Below are 15,109 nucleotides of genomic sequence, written 5' to 3' on the forward strand. Positions count from 1 at the left end.
GCCGTCGGCCTCCCCCACAAGGGGCGATCACCTAGCGTCTGAAGAGATCAGGAAACGCAGATGAACTCACGTACTCGGATCGCGGCACTCGGCGCCGCCTGTGCCGCCCTTCTGTCCTTGGCGGCTTGCGGTAAGGGATTCGACGACCAGGGCAGCGAGCAGACCCAGCAGAGCAGCGGCCCCGCTCAGCTGCAGGTCCTCATCGGCTCCTCCGGCGACGCGGAGACCAACGCGGTGCGGCAGGCGGCCGAGGAGTGGGCGAAGAAGAGCGGCGCGACCGTGACCGTGACCCCGGCCCAGGACCTCGCCCAGCAGCTCGGCCAGGCCTTCGCCGGGGACAACCCGCCGGACGTCTTCTACGTGGAGGCCTCGCGGTTCGCCGACTACGCCAGCGTCGGCGCGCTCGAGCCGTACGGTGACAAGCTCTCCAACGCGGAGGACTTCTACCAGAGCCTCCGCGACACGTTCACCTACGACGGCAAGCTCTACTGCGCGCCCAAGGACTTCTCCACGCTCGCCCTGGTGATCAACGATGACCTGTGGGCCAAGGCCGGGCTCACGGAGAGCGACGTGCCCAAGACCTGGGACGAGCTCACCGCGGTGAGCAAGAAGATCAAGGAGAAGGGCATCACCCCGCTCGTCGTGGGCGACACCCGCGACCGGATCGCCGCGTTCATGGTCCAGGCCGGCGGCTGGATCATCAGCCCGGACGGCAAGCAGGCCACGGCCGACTCCCCGGAGAACCTCAAGGCGCTCGAGTACGTCCAGGGCCTGCTGAAGGACAAGCTCCTGCAGTACCCGAAGCAGGTCGACGCCGGCTGGGGCGGTGAGGCCTTCGGCAAGGGCAAGACCGCGATGACCATCGAGGGCAACTGGATCAAGGGCGCGCTCAAGGCCGACTTCCCCGACGTGAAGTACTCGGTCCACGAGCTGCCCGCCGGCCCCGCGGGCAAGGGCACCCTCTCCTTCACGGTCTGCTGGGGCATCTCGGCGAAGAGCAAGTACAAGGAGCAGGCGATCGACTTCGTCGAGCACATGACGAGCCCCGAGCAGCAGATGACCTTCGCCCGCGCCTTCGGCGTCATGCCGTCGCGCCAGTCGGCCCGCGACGCCTACACCAAGGAGTTCCCCGAGGACGCCGCGTTCCTCAACGGCGCCGACTACGCGCACGGCCCGGTGAACGCGCCGAAGATGGACAGCGTCCTCGCCGACTTCGACACCGGCCTGCAGCAGCTCGCCACCACGTCGCCCAAGCAGCTGCTGGAGCGCCTCCAGAAGAACACCCAGGCGGCGCTCGGTGGCTGACCCGGTACCCCGGAGGACCGCCATGGCCGATGAGGCCATGGCGGCCTCCCGCCGTGGGCTCAGTGCCAAGGTGCGGGAGAACATCGCCGGCTGGCTCTTCGTGGCCCCGGTGGTGATCATCCTCGGCCTGTTCCTGCTGGTGCCCATCTTCATGGCGCTGTGGGTGAGCCTCACCGACTGGAACGGGCAGGGCAGCCCGTTCCGCTCCGGCGTGCCGTTCGTCGGGCTCGACAACTACCGGAGGTTGTTCGCCGAGGAAGGCCTGACCCGTCAGGACTTCATGACGAGCATCCGCAACAACCTCTACTACGTGGCGATCGTGGTGCCGCTGCAGACCGCGCTCGCCCTCGGGCTCGCGATGATCGTCAACAGCAGGCTCAAGGCCAGGACGTTCTTCCGCGCCGCGTTCTACTTCCCGTCGGTGACCAGCTCCGTGGCGATCAGCGTCGTCTTCCTCTTCATGTTCACCGGCTCCGGCGCGGTGAACAGCCTGCTGCGGATGCTCGGCATCACCGGGCCGATGTGGTTCAGCGACGCCCGCGGGGTGCTCCACCTGTTCCTCGACTGGCTCGGGCTGGTGGACATCGAGAACCCGCCGGAGGCGCTCACCAGCGGCGGGCCGTTCGGGCTGACGTGGTGGGAGTGGCTGTCCGGGCCGAGCGTGGCGATGTGCACCATCATCGCGCTCGTCATCTGGACGACCTCCGGCACGTTCATGCTGATGTTCCTCGCGGCGCTGCAGGACATCCCGGTGAGCCTGGAGGAGGCGAGCCTGCTCGACGGCGCGGGGCGCTGGCAGCGGTTCCGGTACGTCACCCTGCCGCTGCTCAAGCCGACGATGTTCCTGGTGCTCACGCTCGGCCTGATCGGCACCTGGCAGGTGTTCGACCAGGTCTACGTGATGAGCCAGGGAGACCCGGCCAAGACCACGCTCACCCCGGCCTACCTGTCGTACCGGGCCGCCTTCCGGAGCTTCGAGTACGGCACGGGCGCGGCGATCTCGTTCGTGCTGTTCTTCATCATCGTGGCCCTGACCGTGCTCCAGCGCTGGGTCATGCGGACGAGGAGGTCGTGAGGTGGCGAAGGCATCCCGCAGGAGGGCCGGGCAGAGCGGCCCGGTGATCCGCTCCCGGTCGCGCGCCTCCACCTTCGTCGGCTACTTCCTGCTGTTCACCATGGGGCTCGTCTACCTGTATCCGTTCGTGATCCAGGTGGCGAACTCCTTCAAGACCGAGCCGGACGCGGCGGCCCACCCGCTCTCGCCGATCCCGGACCCGTTCTCCCTCGGCGCATACGAGCGGGCGTTCGTCCACACCGACATGCCGCTCTGGCTGGCGAACTCGGTGTTCGTCACGCTGGTCGTCACGGTGGGACGGGTCCTGCTCGACTCCATGGCCGGGTACGCGCTCGCCCGGATCCGCTTCCGCGGGCGTGGGGCGATCTTCGCCGGGATCATCGCGGTGATGGCGGTGCCCGGCGTGGTGCTGCTCATCCCGAAGTTCCTGGTGCTCAACCAGATCGGGATCTACGACAGCTACACCGCGCTGATCCTCCCGACGATCGTCGACGCGGCCGGGGTCTTCATCATGAAGCAGTTCTTCGAGTCGCTGCCGGCGAGCGTCGAGGAGGCCGCCCGCATCGACGGTGCGGGCATCTGGCGCATCTTCTGGTCGGTTGCGCTGCCCATGGCGCGGCCCGCCCTCATCACCCTCACCATCCTCTCGTTCCAGGGCACCTGGAACGAGCTGACGCACACGCTGGTGGCGGTGCAGAGCCCCGAGCTGTTCACGCTCCCCCGGGGCCTGGCCGACCTGGTGAGCGGCTCGCTCGGCGCGGGCACCCAGTACCCGCTCAAGCTCGCGGCCGCGGTGCTCACCACGATCCCGGTGGCCGTCATCTTCATCGTCTTCCAGCGGTACTTCATCCGCGGGGCCAACGAGGGCGCCGAGAAGGGCTGATCACGACCCATGCCCGGCGGCCGTGCGGCCGCCGGGCGGCGGGGCCGCGTCAGGCAGCGGCCGTGCACCCGGGCCGGCGGCCGGCCCATGCCGTACCCGGCCCGGGTCGGCGCACCGCCACGGGCCCCGGGCCGGGGCGGATCCCGGCCACGCACCCCGGCCCGCGGCAGGCCCCGGCCGTGCGCGAGGCTCCGCGCACGGCCGACCCGCTAGTGCGCACCACCCTTTTCCGCCGCGGCCGCCAGGAGCCGTTCCTGCGCGGCGAGCTCGGCGGCGAGCGTCTCGGGGTCGTCGGCGTCGAGCGTCATCGCGCACCCCATCCGGATGGCATCCAGGCCGATCGTCCCACGCCGCGTCGCCCACCAGCGGCCCAGGTCCGATCGCCAGATGATCCAGTCGGCGCGGAATCGGGCGATGTCGTCAGCTGCGGTCATGTGCCAGTCTCTCCATCGGCTCTGCACTCGGTGGGAGCTCGGTGGGTGCAAGCCAACCGCGTTCCCGGCGCGTTGAGTATCCGCCAGAGCACGGCCAATTACAACCAGTAGTCGTCCGATCACAGATTTGTGCATACTCTCGTCTGCAACCTGACCTCGACCGCTAGGGGTGCGTCACATGCCGGTCAAGCGCCGCTACCCGCCGAACCGGCAGCTCGCCTGGGAGCGCCTGCAGCGCGGCTGGTCGTACGAGGAGCTCTGCGAGCGGATCCGGCGGTCCATGCGCGGCAGCGGTGAGACCGACACCGGGCTCACCGCGAACACCGTGTGGCGCTGGGAGACCGGCGAACGATGGCCCGACCCGCGGTACCGGAAGCACCTCGTGACCATCTTCGGGAAGCCCGCGAGCGAGCTCGGGCTGCTCACCCCCGACGAGCTCGCGATGCGCCCCGTCGGCGAGGTGGTGCGAGAGATACGGAGGCTGCTGAACATGATCGCCGACCAGGTGGAAGGGATGGACCGCGCCACGTTCCTGCGCGGGCTCCTCGGCGTGGGCGTGCTCGGCCCCCTGATCGGCGACGGGTCCGGGCACCGCTCCCCCGAACCGCGGGGCAAGGTCGACCCGGACACCGCCGAGGCGTACGCCCGGGTGGTGGACCAGCAGGCGGCGCTCTACTGGACCGCACCGCCCGGCGAGATCTTCCAGGCCTCCGTCGCGCACACCCGGCTCGGCCTCGGGCTGCTCCGCACCGCACCGGCCGGGCCGGTACGGGAGACGCTGGCCCACGCCGCCGCCCGGTCGGCGCTGCTGTCGGGCCGGACCGCCTTCTTCGACCTCGACGATCCGGGAAGCGCCGCCCGGCTGTTCAAGATCGCGCTCGCGGCCACCAAGGAGTGCGGTGACCACCCGCTGGCCAGCGCGGTGCTCGCCCACGCCGCCTTCGTACCGGGGTTCGCCGGTGAGCACTCCTCCGCCTTCGGCCTGCTCGAGGCGGCCTTCGCCCACGCCTGGCACGGCGTCGGTCCGCTGACCAGGGCATGGCTCCACTGCGTCGCGTCGGAGATCGCCGCCCGGTGCGGCCGCCCCAAGGAGTGCATGCGCCACATCGACCGCGCCGACCGGGCCGTCGACGGGCGCGGGGAGGACCCGGGCTGGCTGGACTTCTTCGACACCGCCCGGCTCGACGGGTTCGCCGGGTACAGCGCGCTCATCGCCGGGCAGCACCAGGAGGCGGCCCGGCGCCTGCGGCGCGCCCTGGACGGTCTCGGGCCCAACGGCGGCAAGCAGCGCTCGGTGCTCCTCGCCGATCTCGCCGCCGCGCACGCGCCCACCGACCCCGACCAGGCCGCCGCCCTCCTCGGCCGGGCGGTGGACGCGCTCGAGGAGCGCTGGTACGCGGTGGGGCGCGACCGGGTCAGCGGCGTGCTCCGCACCCTGCCCTCCGGCGCCGCCACGAAGGCGCTCGGGGAGCGGCTCGACGAGCTCGACCGGCGAGCCCCGCTCCCCGGCCTGGCGGCGGAAGCCCTGCCGGGCTGACCGGGCAACCGTCCCTGAGCCTGGCCGCGGGCCGCCGTGGCGGCGCGGCAGGTCCGATGGCTCACCCCCGGCAAGCGCCCCAAGGCCGGACAGACCGGCGAATGCATACTGAAGTGATCGAGCGAGCAGGGGGTGGGATGTGTACATTCCAGCGCACTTCGCGGCGGATGAGGCATCCGTTGAGCGGCTGCTGGCCGACCACGGCGCGGCCGACCTGGTGACCGCCACACCGCGCGGGCTGATGGCGACCCCGCTGCCGTTCGTCTACGACCCCGGGGTGGGTGAGCGGGGGGCCCTGCTCGGGCACATGGCGCGCAACAACGAGCACTGGCGGCTGCCCGCGCTCGGCGAGGCGTTGGTGATCGTGCGGGGCCCGGACGCGTACGTGAGCCCGTCGTGGTACGCGACCAAGGCCGAGCACGGCCGGGTGGTGCCCACGTGGAACTACGTCACCGCGCACGTCTACGGGGACCTCGTCATCCACGACGACGAGACCTGGGTGGCGGACGTGGTGCGCCGGCTGACCGACCACCACGAGGCGGGCCGCGCCAAGCCGTGGTCCGTGGACGACGCACCGCCCGGCTACATCGCCGGCCAGCTCCGGGCCGTCGTGGGGGTCGAGGTGGTGATCAAACGGGTGGAGGCGAAGTTCAAGCTCAGCCAGAACCGGCCGGCCCGCGACATCGCCGGGGTCATCGCCGGTCTCGAGGCCGATGGCCGGACCGACGCCGCCGCGGCCGTCCGCGAGCACGCCCCGCAGGCCGCGCGGCGGTGAACCACGGATCACGTCGGCCACGGGTCACGTCGGCCGGCGGTGGCCGGCTCGCCCTCTTCAGCGGTGTTCCGGCGAGTCCACCGTGCGGGTCGCATGGCGGTGAGGCATCGGCGGCGCCCGGAGAGGATCGGCGGGCTCGCCCGCCGGCGCAGCGGCGCGTCCAGGAGTCCCTGAGACACGTTCGAGTTCGATCGATCGCATCGCCGAATCGATGACGGAAATCATCCGCATTTTGGTCATATCGATCTTGTGCGCCGGGTTGGCCTCCTGCCAGATCAGCGAGGCGGAAAGGGAGGACTTCGAGAGAAGAGCCCTCAGCCATCTGAGCCAGAAGTATGATCAGAACTTCACCATCATCAAGAGCGAATGGGATCATGAATCCCGGCTATGGGAGGCATCGGTCCGCAGCCCAGAGCATCCGCACTTGAGAATCACGGTCAGCGAGTACCGCGATAAGAGCCTGCGAGATGATTATCTGCCCCTGCTCTGGCTGGAGCAGGCGAAGCCGGTGCTGAATCCCCTGATTCAGGACACGTTCCCATCCGGCGACTACGCCATCACCTTCTCTTGGATCCCGACAGACGCCTTCGCCGCGGCCGGGCCCGCGTGGAAGAGGAATCAGTATCCGACCTACCATGAGCCGGCCAAGAAGGGCCAGATCAGACTCAGCCTGGCCATTTTCATCCATCGACTCGTCGAGAAAAAGGACCTGGCACAAAAGGCGTTCACCTTGAGACAGAAGCTGATGGCGGCCGGGATCATGAAGACCGCCCTTTATCTCAGTTACGGCGGGGAGATCACGGAAAACCGGGGTGACTTCTTTCAGAGGCGATCGCTGGACCTGCCCTTGGAGAAGATGGACTCCGTGGAGTCCATCATCCAGGCCATGCGAGAATGAGCCCACGAGCTCAACGGCTCGCGGGCTTTTCGCCTGGCCATCGCCGAGCTCTTGATCGTTGAGCGAAGTGGGCCGATCCGGGCAGGTCTCCCATGGGTGAACAGGCCGGCCTGCTGTCCGGTGAGCGTGAACATCCCGGCGCGAGGAGACCGTTCCGCTGAGGCGACCGCCGCAGAGATCGCGCCCGGGAGCATTGCCGCCGCAGGAGAGCCCGCCGGTACGGGCAAGGCCTCGCCGGCGGGTGCGCGCTCTCCGGTCCCGATGAGCGTCGGAACATCGGTATCCCCTCCCCGAGGCGGCCGACCGGCAACGGGCCGACGAGACCACGCCGGACCTCCGGCCGGGCATCCCCGGCTGAGCACGTTGCGCTGATCGCGAACCGGGCCGAACCCCTGAGGGGACGCTTCCGTACGAAGACCCGACGAGGGCGATCAGCCAACCGACCCCGAGGACGTCGACCAGAACGCGCCACCATGCGCCGCGCTGACCGGTGCGGTTCATGCCGGCCTCTGACGCTTTCTCGGGGTGGGGCTAGGGGGACGTGCTCCGGCGGGGCGGCGTCCCGGGGAGACTGCCAGCGGACTCCGGGACGCCGCCCGTCTCGCAGGCTTCCGCCCGTGCCCGGCGCACGGGCGGAACCGCTCGTCAGGTCAGGACACCGCCCACGCAGAACGTGGACGTGGTGTGGGTGAGGCCGTAGTGCTTGCCCCAGTAGATCCGGCCGGTCGCCATGATGCAGCCCCGGGGGACGTGAAGGCGCACGGTGCTGGTGCGGCCCGTGTACCACCCGGCCCGGTAGTCGGACTGGAGCTGCCCGATGCACTGCCCGTGCCGCTTGCTGGGCGACGAGCAGATCTTCACCCTGATCAACATGTGCTTGCGGGTCCCCCAGGTCGCGTAGGTGGAGTTGAGGAAGGCGCAGACCGTCCTCGTCCGCGCGTCGTAGAAGACGTGGATGTACGCGGCCTTGAGCATCTCCCGGGTGTAGAGCGCGTGCCGCATGACCCGGACGCCCGGGCAGGTCGGCAGGGCCGAGGCGGCGCTGACCGAGGCCGGGGCGGCCGACGCCGGCTCGGCCGTGGCCACGACCGTGGCCGCCGACATTCCGGCGAGCAACACCGCGGCGGCGGGAACGGCGACCAGAGAACGCATGGCATACCTCCTTGCGCCATCGCAGGAATGGATCGGATTTCGCCGCCACGTTAACCGCGTGTTCCAGCGGAAAACCAGAAAGAGCGCGGAGAATGCAACAACCCGAAAATTGCCTGCAATAACCGCAATATTGCATCGCCGGGAATCGGGTCTCACCGCATCGTCGCGCGGGTGCCCGGGCGGGCCGCCGCGGGGAGCGCGGGAGCCTGCACGGCGCCGGAAGCGCGCCCTCCGGCTCGCCCGAGCCGGCCCACCCATGGCCGTCACACCTTCAGTACCAGGGAGAACGATCCGAGGCCTCGCCGGAACGCCCGCGCCATCCCCCACCGGTCCCCGTTGGCCGCCGACGGCCGGCCGAGGCGATCCGCCCGGTGACAAAGGCGGTGCGGGGAAACCTGCGATATACGCCGGAGCCCGGGGGCGCGGATTATCGCCGTGCGGCGGTGCGGAGCGGATAGGCGGTCTCCGGCACCGGAGAACCGGCGGGTTGAGAAATGGACGTCAGCGAAATAGGCGTCGGTGATCGGAATCGCGCGACCACCCGGATGCACGATTCAGACACGAAAGCCCGGCGGGCATGAGAAAGGCCCGGCCCGCGCCCGGCCGGTGACCGGGCCGCATGCGGGACCGGGCTGTTCGGTTCACTCCGGGTGTGACCGGCAAGCGGACGGCGGCCGGCGCGGTGGTTCCGTGACCCTCCGGGTGAGGATCCTTCGGCCGCCCCTGCCCCCGCCGTCGTCGTCACGGCCGCTACCGGCGTCCGTCCTCACACGGCGTTCCAGGCGGGTACGGCCGCGACCGGCATGCCGTACCGCTCGAACAGAGAACACGCGCCCGGCGACCGGCGCACGGCCGCTGGGCGCGCCGGCACGAACACTCGACTCCTGTCACGCCGAGCTCTGTTCGAGCTCTGTTCAAGCCGGGCCGATCAACGAGCGGTCGCGGTATCCCGAGGCGCGTTCCGGCAGGGCGTGCCGGGCGCCGCCGCGCGGGCGAGCGCCCGGAGATGCCGGTCACCGGCCCTCGTTCAGCTGGCCGGGCCGCGCCGGTTCACACCCATCCCCCGGAGCTGCGCACGCAGAACGCCTTGGTCGTGCTCTCGCCGCGCTGCCCACCCCAGGAGACGGTGCCGACCGCCTTGACGCAGCCCTTGGAGAGGTTGACGGTCAACGTGCCGCTCCGGCCGCTGTACCAGCCGCTCCGGGACGGGGTGGCGAGCGACGTGAGGCAGTACCCGTTCACCAGGCCCACGCAGTGCCACAGCCGGAGCGACATGTGCTTCCGGATGCCCCACGTGGCGTAGGTCGAGTTGACGAACGCGCAGGCCCGGCCCGTCCGCTTGTCGTAGAAGACGTGGATGTACGCGGCCTTGACCTTGCGGTTGGTGTAGATCGGCTGGCGCATCACCCGCACGCCCGGGCAGCTCGGCAGGGCCGAGGCGGCGCTGGCCGAGGCCGGGGCGGCCGACGCCGGCTTCGCGGTGGCGACGACCGTGGCCGCCGACGTTCCGGCGAGCAACACCGCGGCGGCGGGAACGGCGAGGAGAGAACGCATGGCATACCTCCTTGCGTCGCGGAAGGGGATTGCGGAGATCGACTTTCCGCCGCAACGGTAACCACGGGTGCGCAACGCATGACAGAGGGCAACAATCGCGCAACTTTGCGGCTTTGTTGCACCCGCGGCTACCTGCGTTATTGCGAGCGGCTCCGGTTCACCGCCGGTTGCTCGAGCCCGTCTTCCCCGGGGTGGCCGGGCTCCGGATGCGGGCTGCTCCCGGTGTGGGTTCCGGGTGCCACCCCGCGGGTGCGCACCCGGAACGCCGTCCATATCACCGACGGTCGGCTCCGCGCTTAGCGCGCGCCGGGCAGTGCGATTGGTTCACTCACCCGAAAACCCACCGAGCCGCACCCCCAACCCCGAAGAACTTGGACGGGGTGACGCTCACGCCGGAGTGCTGGCCCCAGGAGACGCCGCCCTCGGCCTTGAGGTAGCCGCTGCTGGCGAGGCGGAAGTGCACGGTCTGGCTACGACCGCTGTACCAGCCGCTCCGGCTGCCCCACTGACGCTGTCCAGGGCAATGCGCGTACCAAGAGCTGGGGGCACTGCAGTACCTCAAGGTGATCACCATGTGCTTCCGGGTTCCCCAGGTGGCGTTGGTGGAGTTGATGAACGCACAGGCGATCCTCGTCCGCTTGTCGTAGAAGACGTGGATGTACGCGGCCTTGAGCCCGCGGGTGGTGTAAACGGGGTGGTGCATGATCCGGGTGCCCCGGCAGGTCGGCAGGGCCGAGGCGGCGCTGACCGAGGCCGGGGCGGCCGACGCCGGCCTCGCGGTGGCCACGACCGTGACCGCCGACGTCCCCGCGAGCAATACCGCGGCGGCCAGACCGGAGATCAGCTGACGCATGGACTGCTCCTTTCCAACTGTGCCGGGAATCGGCTGACCGGCTTTCCGGCCGCAAATCTAGCCATGCGCGGTAATGCGCGATAGAGATTCGGGACTGTGCAATTTTGCACCTGAATCTGCCTGCGTTTCCCCGGCCCGGTGACAAATTGCACTGACAAACGGAAGGGCGCTGCGACCTGCGGGGATCCGCTCGACCGGCTCACCCGGGCGCGGGACGAGACCCCTACCGGCGACCGCACCGCGGTACGGTCACGGGGCATCGGCCGAGCACGCTTGCGGCCTGCGGTACGAGACGATGGCCGCGACCGCCATAAAGGGACTTCCAAGCACGAGAAGCCCGCCGAAGGTAATGGACGAAAAACAAGGAGTCGCTATCACGCCGGGCCCCGCGAATATGGAATCGCCGTCATCGGCGAAGAGATCTCACTCCACCGGCCGCGGTGCGCACCGGCCCGCCACCGCCCAGGTGAGCGCTCCCCAGGCGGCTCGGCGGCGAGGATCGGGGCTCAGCGCCGCGCGCCGGCCTCGTACTCGGAGTTGTGCTTGCGCACGAGCCCGGGCAGCTCGCTGAGCGCATCGATGCGGAACAGGCAGCGCTCGGCCACCCCCGCCGGATCGAGGATGTGGGCCCACGGGCCCCGCCGTACCAGAGCGGTCCGCAACCCCACCTCCAGGGCGGGCCGGATGTCGTTGTCGATCCGGTCCCCGACGTACAGCACGGCCTGCGGCGGGCACCCGGCCTCGGCGACGACGCGCTCGAAGAAGCGCCGGTCCGGCTTCTCCACCCCCCAGCCGTCGGACGTGCCGATGACGTCCACGGGCAGGTCGAGCGAGCGCAGGATCCGCTCGGCCCGGGCCGTCTGGTTGCCGGCCACGCCGACCCGCAGCCCCATGGCCTTCAGCTCGGCCAGGCAGGGCCGGGCGTCGGGGTAGAGGTTCTCCTCGCCGAACGTCTCCGGCTGCCCGGCGCGGGCGCGGCGTTCCCGCTCCTCGGTGAGGTCGAACCCGGGCCGGAAGTGCTGGAACACCTCCCGGTAGTCACCGCCGCGCGCGAGCACCGCGCCGAAGACCGCGGAGAAGGTGTGCCGGGGGACGCCGAGCCAGTCGGCCCAGGTGCCGTACTCGTGGGTCTCGTCGACCAAAGTCTCGCCTACGTCGAAGAAGACCGCCTCGATCCGCATCCCGCCCATCCTGTTCGGTCAATGGGTTCCCACTGGCACCCTACGTACCTTGGACGGGCGAACGCGGAGATTCGATCACACTGCCCGGTCGTCCCCAGGCCGCCCGCCGTCCGCGCGGCCCGTGCCGTACGGCGCGCCGGGCCGTACGGCACGAGACCGGGCCGTGGCACGGGTCAGGCGGCGGCGCCGTGGCGGGCGGTGAAGTCGAGGATGCGGCGCCACGCGTCGGCGCAGGCCTCTTGCCACTCGCCGAACGACCGGTCGAAGAAGGAGTGCGGCGCACCCGGGTAGGTGTGCGCCTCGTACGGCACGCCGGCGGCGGCGAGCTCGGCGGTGAACGCGGTGAACTCCTCCGCCGGGGTGACCGCGTCATCGCCGGCGAGGAGGAGCAGCATCGGCCGGCGCATCCGCGGGATCACGTCGCGGACCAGCATCGGCCGGCCGTAGAAGCCGATCACACCGGCGAGGTCCACGTCCCCGGCGGACAGCCGCCACGACTGGCTGCCGCCGAAGCAGAAGCCCACGGTGAAGGCGGGCCCGGTGACCCCGCGCCCGGCCAGGTGCTCGAGCGCCACCGTGACGTCGGCGGCCACGTGCGCGGGCTCGACCTTGGGGATGTGCTCCCGCCACGGGAAGTCGTCGGGGCGCTCGTCGTCCTCGGTGGTCCGCCCGAACCAGTCGATCGCCACCGTGGCGAACCCGGCCTCGGCGCACCGCACCGTGAGGTCCCGGTAGTACGGGTGCAGCCCGCGCACGTCGGGCAGCACGATCATCCGGCCGCGCGGCGTCCGCCCGGGCAGCGCGAAATGCGCGGGAAGCCGGCTGCCGTCGGACGAGGTCAGGGTGATCGGGCCGTGCTCGGCGACCGGGCCGATCTCCGGTGGGGCCGGTGGCCTGCTGTCGTTGCTGTGGCACATGGTTCCACTGTGCGGCATGGCGCGCCGGGCGTGCCACAACGCCCCGCCGGGTGCCGAGCCGCGCGGAGACGGCAGGTGAACCCGGTCGGGGGCGCAATCCCCGCAAGCGGCGACATCGCCGCGGCCGGGTACGCCGAATCCGAGGCGCTCGGCGCGCTGGCGGCGGTGACCCCGCCGCCGAGAGCACCGTCCGGGTGACCGGCGGTGGTGCGCCTTCGGGAGCCGATACGCTCCGCCGGCACCGCCCGCCAACGATCCGGGCAAGCCCATCAATCAAGCCCATCAATCAAGGGGGAGGAACCGGCTGGGGCTGCCGTGCCAGGAGACCGCGAGCTCCTCCCGGGCCCGGGTGCAGGCGACGAAGAGCACGCACCGTTCCCGCTGGAGATCCTGCTGGTGGGCGACGGGGTCCTCGTCCTCCGCGGTGATGGCGGACTGCGGCGGCATGAGGTGGTCGCTCACCCCGATCACCGCGACGCACCGGAACTCCATGCCCTTCATCCGGTGCATGGTGCCCACGCTCACCGCGTCCTCGCCGGGCTGCCGCTTCGCGAGGGAGATCGCGGGGATGCCGCAGCTCTTCAGCTTGGTGACGGCCTGGTCGGCGAGGATGTTCGACCGCGCGGCCACGCCGATGTGACCGGGCATGACCCCGTGGTCCAGCCACCGCCGGACGGTCGCGACCAGCGCCTCCAGCTCGGCCGGCTGGTTCGGGTAGCCGTTGAGCATCGGCTCCTCGCCGTGGACCTCCGCCCGGTATCCGGCGAGCGTCTCGACCCCGCCGTTCATGTCGTCGATGGGGCCCTCGCCGAGGAGCTTGAGGCTCCAGCGCAGGATCTCCGCGGTCGTGCGGTAGCTGATCTTCAGCCGGGTGGACCGCCCGGTGACGTCGATGCCGAGCTGCCGCAGGGAGAGCCGGTGGCCGTAGATCCGCTGGTGCGTGTCGCCCGCCAGGAACAGGTCGTCGGGGCCGGGGATGGCCGCGGCCCGGATCAGCCGCCAGTGCCACGGGCTCAGGTCCTGCGCCTCGTCGACGATCACGTGCCGGTACGGCTTGCGCTCCCCCGCCTGGAGCAGCCGGGTCGCCTCGAGGCAGATCGTCTCGTACGTCCAGACGTTGTCGGCGCGTAGGCCCTCGGTGAAGGCGGTGACGGCCTCCCAGATCTGCGCCCGCTGCAGCGCCCCGAGTGGCCTGCCGCGCCCGGGGCGGGGTGCCCGCTGGTACTCCTCCAGAGAGGTGATCCCCTGGCTGAGGATCACCTGGCGCCACTCGTTGGCGAGGAACGTCTCGTTGAACCGGGACGGCAGGCCGAGCTGCCGCATCACTCGCTTCCAGCGCGACGTCACATCTTCTTCCGGCAGTACGGCGAGGCTGCCCTTGCCGCCGGTGACGAGGCGGTACGCAAGGCCGTCGATGTGCCGGATCTCGATCCGGCGCAGCACGGCCTCGTCGTCGATGAGCTGCCGGAGGGACTCCTCCATCGTGGCGGGCAGCGTGCGGATGTAGGTGGTGAGGAGCACGGAGCGCTCCTCGTCCGACCGCTCTGCCAGGTGCTTGGCACGGTGGAGCGCGACGACGGTCTTGCCGGTGCCCGGACCGCCCGTGACCTGCGCCGGCCCGCTGAAGGAGCCGTAGGCGACATCGCGCTGCACGGGATGGAGGTAGACGCGCCACAGGGCGAAGGGCTTGGCGAAGGCGTGCATCAGCTCTTCGGGCCCGCTGACGAGGAGGACCTGCTCGGGGGAACGTTCCACCGCCGCGGCGACGTCCTCGCGGTCGATCTGCTCCGGCTGGACGGCGGGCGCGGGGAGGCAGGCCCACACCTCGTCCACCGTCATGCCGGAGGCGAGCCCCACGAGCACGTCGTGCTGCTGCTTGGGGAAGAAGGCCTGCGCCTTGTCGAGCTGCTCCTCGGTGGTGAACGTGCGGGCGAGCGCGAGCACCTGCTCGTCGATGCCGAGGCGGCGCAGGTCCGCGTCGCTGACGTGGGCGAGGAGCGGCCGCGCGGCCGTGGGAGCGGACGGGAGGGCGCGGGAGTGCTCCTCGATCGCGACGAGGTCGCGGAGCTCGATCGCCCCGGTGGCCGCGTTCACCGTGACCACCCGCCGGCTCGCCCACTCGTACGCCTTGTCGTGCGGGAGCACGTTGAGCAGGACGTACAGGTCCCCGCGTTCCGGGGCGAGCACGACGCCGCGCCAGAAGTCCGTGATGCGGATGGTCCGCATCCTGTCGTCCCGGGCGTTCTTCACGGCCTCGAGGTGCAGCCCGGCGTACGTGGCGTGTTCGAACTTCGAGAAGACCTCGATGACCTGGTCCTGAACTGGCTTCTCCAGCTTGACGAAGTCCCGGAGGAACTCCCGGTAGACCCCGAGCCGCGCCATTTCCCTACCCTTCGCGTGCTTCTTCAATTACCGACCGCGATCATATCTACACAGACCGCCATAGTCAGTGTGACAATTTCATAAAGCTCAGGTAGCGGTAATCAGTTATCAATATCCTTACTGGCACACTTCATTCACAAACCAATAGAAGCCGACATACGGC

13 protein-coding genes are annotated in these 15,109 nt (G+C 70.3%); 6 read left to right on the forward strand and 7 right to left on the reverse strand.

All coding sequences use genetic code 11. The features are described from left to right. Positions 1 to 60: 60 nt before the first annotated feature. The 3 genes from TBIS_RS13460 to TBIS_RS13470 are packed head-to-tail and all read left to right on the forward strand — an operon-like array spanning position 61 to position 3,263. A complete protein-coding gene (locus TBIS_RS13460) occupies positions 61 to 1,305 on the forward strand; it encodes a sugar ABC transporter substrate-binding protein (protein ID WP_013132947.1) in 1,245 nt (414 codons plus the stop codon). 22 nt (positions 1,306 to 1,327) lie between these two features. Beyond that, positions 1,328 to 2,380, forward strand: a complete 1,053-nt coding sequence (locus tag TBIS_RS13465) for a carbohydrate ABC transporter permease (protein WP_013132948.1) — start codon at positions 1,328 to 1,330, stop codon at positions 2,378 to 2,380. A gap of 1 nt (position 2,381) precedes the next feature. Next, positions 2,382 to 3,263, forward strand: coding sequence for a carbohydrate ABC transporter permease (locus tag TBIS_RS13470; RefSeq protein ID WP_013132949.1), 882 nt, complete (start codon positions 2,382 to 2,384; stop codon positions 3,261 to 3,263). Positions 3,264 to 3,472: 209 nt separating this feature from the next. On the opposite strand, the gene TBIS_RS13475 is transcribed toward TBIS_RS13470, so the two are convergent. After that, positions 3,473 to 3,697, reverse strand: coding sequence for a hypothetical protein (locus TBIS_RS13475; RefSeq protein ID WP_013132950.1), 225 nt, complete (start codon positions 3,695 to 3,697; stop codon positions 3,473 to 3,475). A gap of 178 nt (positions 3,698 to 3,875) precedes the next feature. Between TBIS_RS13475 and TBIS_RS13480 the strand changes: the two genes are divergently transcribed. The 3 genes from TBIS_RS13480 to TBIS_RS13490 all read left to right on the forward strand — a co-directional run bounded on the left by TBIS_RS13480 (position 3,876) and on the right by TBIS_RS13490 (position 6,907). After that, positions 3,876 to 5,234, forward strand: coding sequence for a helix-turn-helix domain-containing protein (locus TBIS_RS13480; protein ID WP_013132951.1), 1,359 nt, complete (start codon positions 3,876 to 3,878; stop codon positions 5,232 to 5,234). Positions 5,235 to 5,373: 139 nt separating this feature from the next. Next, complete coding sequence (locus TBIS_RS13485) at positions 5,374 to 6,009, forward strand: FMN-binding negative transcriptional regulator (RefSeq protein WP_013132952.1); 636 nt, start codon at positions 5,374 to 5,376, stop codon at positions 6,007 to 6,009. Positions 6,010 to 6,220: 211 nt separating this feature from the next. Further along, positions 6,221 to 6,907 (forward strand): hypothetical protein, encoded by a 687-nt coding sequence (locus TBIS_RS13490; protein ID WP_013132953.1) that lies wholly within the window; start codon positions 6,221 to 6,223, stop codon positions 6,905 to 6,907. A gap of 645 nt (positions 6,908 to 7,552) precedes the next feature. Here TBIS_RS13490 and TBIS_RS13495 read toward each other — a convergent pair. The 6 genes from TBIS_RS13495 to TBIS_RS13520 all read right to left on the reverse strand — a co-directional run bounded on the left by TBIS_RS13495 (position 7,553) and on the right by TBIS_RS13520 (position 14,946). Continuing rightward, a complete protein-coding gene (locus tag TBIS_RS13495; RefSeq protein ID WP_013132954.1) occupies positions 7,553 to 8,059 on the reverse strand; it encodes a hypothetical protein in 507 nt (168 codons plus the stop codon). 1,050 nt (positions 8,060 to 9,109) lie between these two features. Beyond that, complete coding sequence (locus TBIS_RS13500) at positions 9,110 to 9,613, reverse strand: hypothetical protein (protein ID WP_013132956.1); 504 nt, start codon at positions 9,611 to 9,613, stop codon at positions 9,110 to 9,112. 328 nt (positions 9,614 to 9,941) lie between these two features. Next, positions 9,942 to 10,466: a hypothetical protein gene (locus TBIS_RS13505; RefSeq protein ID WP_013132957.1), complete on the reverse strand. Its 525-nt coding sequence runs from the start codon at positions 10,464 to 10,466 to the stop codon at positions 9,942 to 9,944. 506 nt (positions 10,467 to 10,972) lie between these two features. After that, positions 10,973 to 11,647 carry an HAD family hydrolase gene (locus tag TBIS_RS13510; RefSeq protein WP_013132958.1) on the reverse strand — a complete coding sequence of 225 codons (675 nt, stop codon included), beginning with the start codon at positions 11,645 to 11,647 and terminating at the stop codon, positions 10,973 to 10,975. A gap of 173 nt (positions 11,648 to 11,820) precedes the next feature. Continuing rightward, positions 11,821 to 12,564, reverse strand: a complete 744-nt coding sequence (locus TBIS_RS13515) for a dienelactone hydrolase family protein (protein ID WP_013132959.1) — start codon at positions 12,562 to 12,564, stop codon at positions 11,821 to 11,823. Between the two features lie 282 nt (positions 12,565 to 12,846). After that, positions 12,847 to 14,946, reverse strand: a complete 2,100-nt coding sequence (locus TBIS_RS13520) for a UvrD-helicase domain-containing protein (RefSeq protein ID WP_013132961.1) — start codon at positions 14,944 to 14,946, stop codon at positions 12,847 to 12,849. Positions 14,947 to 15,109: the final 163 nt, after the last annotated feature.

The organism is Thermobispora bispora DSM 43833 (genome assembly GCF_000092645.1).
Lineage (GTDB): Bacteria > Actinomycetota > Actinomycetes > Streptosporangiales > Streptosporangiaceae > Thermobispora > Thermobispora bispora.

Coding starts and splice junctions, on each gene's coding strand:
- TBIS_RS13520 (WP_013132961.1), bottom strand. CDS start 14,946: ATGGCGCGGCTCGGGGTCTACCGGGAGTTCCTCCGGGACTTCGTCAAG.
- TBIS_RS13515 (WP_013132959.1), bottom strand. CDS start 12,564: ATGTGCCACAGCAACGACAGCAGGCCACCGGCCCCACCGGAGATCGGC.
- TBIS_RS13490 (WP_013132953.1), top strand. CDS start 6,221: ATGACGGAAATCATCCGCATTTTGGTCATATCGATCTTGTGCGCCGGG.
- TBIS_RS13495 (WP_013132954.1), bottom strand. CDS start 8,059: ATGCGTTCTCTGGTCGCCGTTCCCGCCGCCGCGGTGTTGCTCGCCGGA.
- TBIS_RS13510 (WP_013132958.1), bottom strand. CDS start 11,647: ATGCGGATCGAGGCGGTCTTCTTCGACGTAGGCGAGACTTTGGTCGAC.
- TBIS_RS13505 (WP_013132957.1), bottom strand. CDS start 10,466: ATGCGTCAGCTGATCTCCGGTCTGGCCGCCGCGGTATTGCTCGCGGGG.
- TBIS_RS13500 (WP_013132956.1), bottom strand. CDS start 9,613: ATGCGTTCTCTCCTCGCCGTTCCCGCCGCCGCGGTGTTGCTCGCCGGA.
- TBIS_RS13475 (WP_013132950.1), bottom strand. CDS start 3,697: ATGACCGCAGCTGACGACATCGCCCGATTCCGCGCCGACTGGATCATC.
- TBIS_RS13480 (WP_013132951.1), top strand. CDS start 3,876: ATGCCGGTCAAGCGCCGCTACCCGCCGAACCGGCAGCTCGCCTGGGAG.
- TBIS_RS13465 (WP_013132948.1), top strand. CDS start 1,328: ATGGCCGATGAGGCCATGGCGGCCTCCCGCCGTGGGCTCAGTGCCAAG.
- TBIS_RS13460 (WP_013132947.1), top strand. CDS start 61: ATGAACTCACGTACTCGGATCGCGGCACTCGGCGCCGCCTGTGCCGCC.